The organism is Fischerella thermalis PCC 7521, from assembly GCF_000317225.1.
GTDB lineage: Bacteria > Cyanobacteriota > Cyanobacteriia > Cyanobacteriales > Nostocaceae > Fischerella > Fischerella thermalis.
On sequence record NZ_AJLL01000054.1, the window covers coordinates 1 to 432 of the forward strand.

Sequence of the window (432 nt, forward strand, 5' to 3'; positions counted from 1 at the left end):
GCCAACAGCCCCTTCTACGTCAATACTAAACTTACCGAATGGAAAACAAATGGTATACCTCGCCGCGCGGGGGTCAGTTCTTTTGGTATTGGAGGAACTAACGCCCATGTGATTTTGGAAGAAGCGCCAGTTGTAGAGATGTGCCATGGCACGTCTCTACACTCACGTCCTTGGCAATTGTTGGTGCTTTCAGCCAAAACCAGCACAGCCCTAGAAACTACCACAGCAAATTTAATTGCTCACCTCCAACAACATCCCGATCTTCACCTACCTGATGTGGCTTATACCCTACAAGTTGGTCGGCGAAGTTTCGATTATCGTCGCATAGTAGTTTGCAACTCCCTTGAAGACGCAGTGAAAGCCTTAACCGACCAAGACCCGCAACATGTTTTCACTCACCACCATAAACCAGGTCAATGTCCAGTCGTGTTT

1 protein-coding gene is annotated in these 432 nt (G+C 47.9%); it reads left to right on the forward strand.

The annotated features are described in order from the left end of the window. Positions 1-432: CurL C-terminal domain-containing protein (locus tag UYK_RS24195; RefSeq protein ID WP_040469207.1), on the forward strand; the 432-nt coding region annotated here is incomplete at both ends.